Here is a 2,136-nt window from a genome sequence, read left to right on the forward strand (position 1 = left end):
CGGCGCCGGGGAGCCCCGGGTCGTCGAACAGGGCGGTACGACGGACGCGGTGGCCTGGGTGCCGCTGGCCGACATCGAGGCCGGGACGTTGAAGGTCTACGGATCGGTACGTGCGGCGATCGCCGCCGCAGGCGACGCCTGACCTGCTAGCGTCGCGGCTCTCGGGTGCCCCTTGGGGAGGGGATCGGAGATCTTTGTGCGGTTCATCAGTCGGGCCCTGCTCGTCGTCGTCCTCGGTTGTGCGACCTCGTTGGCGGCCCTGGCCGGCCCAGCGACCGCTGCCCCCTCGATCACGATCGGGTCGCTGACGGTGCTCCCGCAGGCCGGCGGCGAGGTGGTCCTGTGGGGCCAGGCGCCGATTGACGCCATGCCCCAGGTGGTCCAGGGACGGCTGTCGGGCCAGGAGTGGCGACCGGTGACGGCCACCGTCACGACCGACGGGACCACCTGGTTCGCCACTGTCCCGCTGACCACTGCCCCCTACGACCGCGGCGGATATTTCTACCTGCGGGCGCTCCGGCCGGCCGCCGGGGACCGGTCGGCCGTCACCTCGGACCCGTTCGGCTTCTTCGTGCTCGGGCCGGGCAACCCGCCGTTCACGACGGTCACCCTGCCGACCGTCACGGGCAGCCACACCGTCGGCTCCGTGTTGCGGGCCAGTGTCGGTGCCTGGACGCCCACGCCGGCCAGTGTCGGGTTCCGGTGGAACCGCGACGGCGTCTGGACCGGCGCCAGCGGGTCGTCGTACACGGTCAGGGCCGAGGACCTGGGCCGTCGCCTGACGGCGACGGCCATCGGGTTCCCGCCGTCGGCGACCACACCGACCTACCGCGACAGCCGTCCCACCGGGCAGGTGGTGCCGGGCACGTTCTCGGGGCCGCCTCCGGAGATCGTCGGCCGGGCTGCCGTCGGAGCGGAGCTGCACGTCGAGTTCGCGGGCTGGAGCCCGGCGCCCACCTCGACGACCTACCAGTGGCGCCGCAACGGCCAGCCCATCACCGGTGCCACCGCGAGCACGTACGTCGTCGCGGGGGACGACGCGGCGCGGGCGCTGACGGTCGCCGTCCACGCCGAGGCGCCCGGCGTCGCGGCTGCTGACGTGGTCAGTGCGGCGCTGCCCGTGCCGGCCGTGACGCAACCCCGGACCACGTTCGCCGAGCTGATGGTGCCTGCCTCCGACAGCCCGTGGCCGGCCACACAGGTCCGGCACACGGCGGGGCTCGTGGCGCCCGCCTGGGGCACGACGACGCGGATCCGCTGGGACGTACCGGGCGCGTTCACCCACTCCCTGACGCCCAAACCGGCGTTCACCGTGGCCAGCATCGCCTACGGACAGGACTGGGCCAGGGCGAGCACCGGGGCGGAGTATCCCGGCACGAACGCGTCGGTCAAGAACGCCGACGTCAGCTTCACCGTCACCGCCAAGCGCTTCGCGATCGCCTACCAGGGCACCCGCACGATGGACGCGATGGTGTGGGTCGACGGGCGCCCCGTCGCCGCGCAGCCGATCCCCAGCCAGAGCCCGACCACGGGGTACGCACCCAACTGGATCACCATCGAGCTGCCCGAGCGGAAGACCGTCACCGTCCGCTTCGCCGGTCCCTTGGTCTTCACCGGCGTCGATGCTCCCGCCGCCGACAACGTGGTGGTCAGGGCAGCCACGCCGCCCCTGACCGTGGGGGTGCTGTCGGACTCCTTCTTCGACCTCTGCGCCGAGGCCCTCTGCCACAGCCGGGCCGCCGCGCCGATGCTGGGCACCCGGACCGGCTTCCGGGTGTGGAACCTGGCCGAGGCCGGCACCGGCTACCTGTCGCCCTCCTCCAGTCCGACGTACGGGGAGTACCAACCCGGCGTCTTCGGTTCGCCGCGACGGCTGGACGCGATCGCGCGGGCGCCCATCGACGTCCTGCTGGTGAACGGTTCGATCAACGACGCGTCCGCGCCGTCGTACTCGGCGACGGCACACGCGGAGGCCGTCAACAGGTTCCTCACCGATGTCGCACGGATCCGCCCGGACCTCCCGGTCGTGCTCGTGGGCATCGAACCGCTGGGGATCTGGCAGACGCCGTACTGGGACGCCCGGGCCCGCGCGATGACAGCGAACCTCGCCGCCACGGTGGGCCGCCACCAGAACGT

The 2,136-nt window shown here is 72.8% G+C and carries 1 protein-coding gene; it reads left to right on the top strand.

What is annotated here, in order from left to right:
• Window positions 1–196: 196 nt before the first annotated feature.
• On the top strand, window positions 197–2,136 hold a 1,940-nt coding region (locus ACOADB_RS21985; RefSeq protein ID WP_378603597.1), incomplete at its 3' end, for a hypothetical protein.

Origin of the sequence: Nocardioides sp. CPCC 206348 (assembly GCF_048654705.1) — a bacterium.
In the GTDB taxonomy this organism is placed as follows: domain Bacteria; phylum Actinomycetota; class Actinomycetes; order Propionibacteriales; family Nocardioidaceae; genus Nocardioides.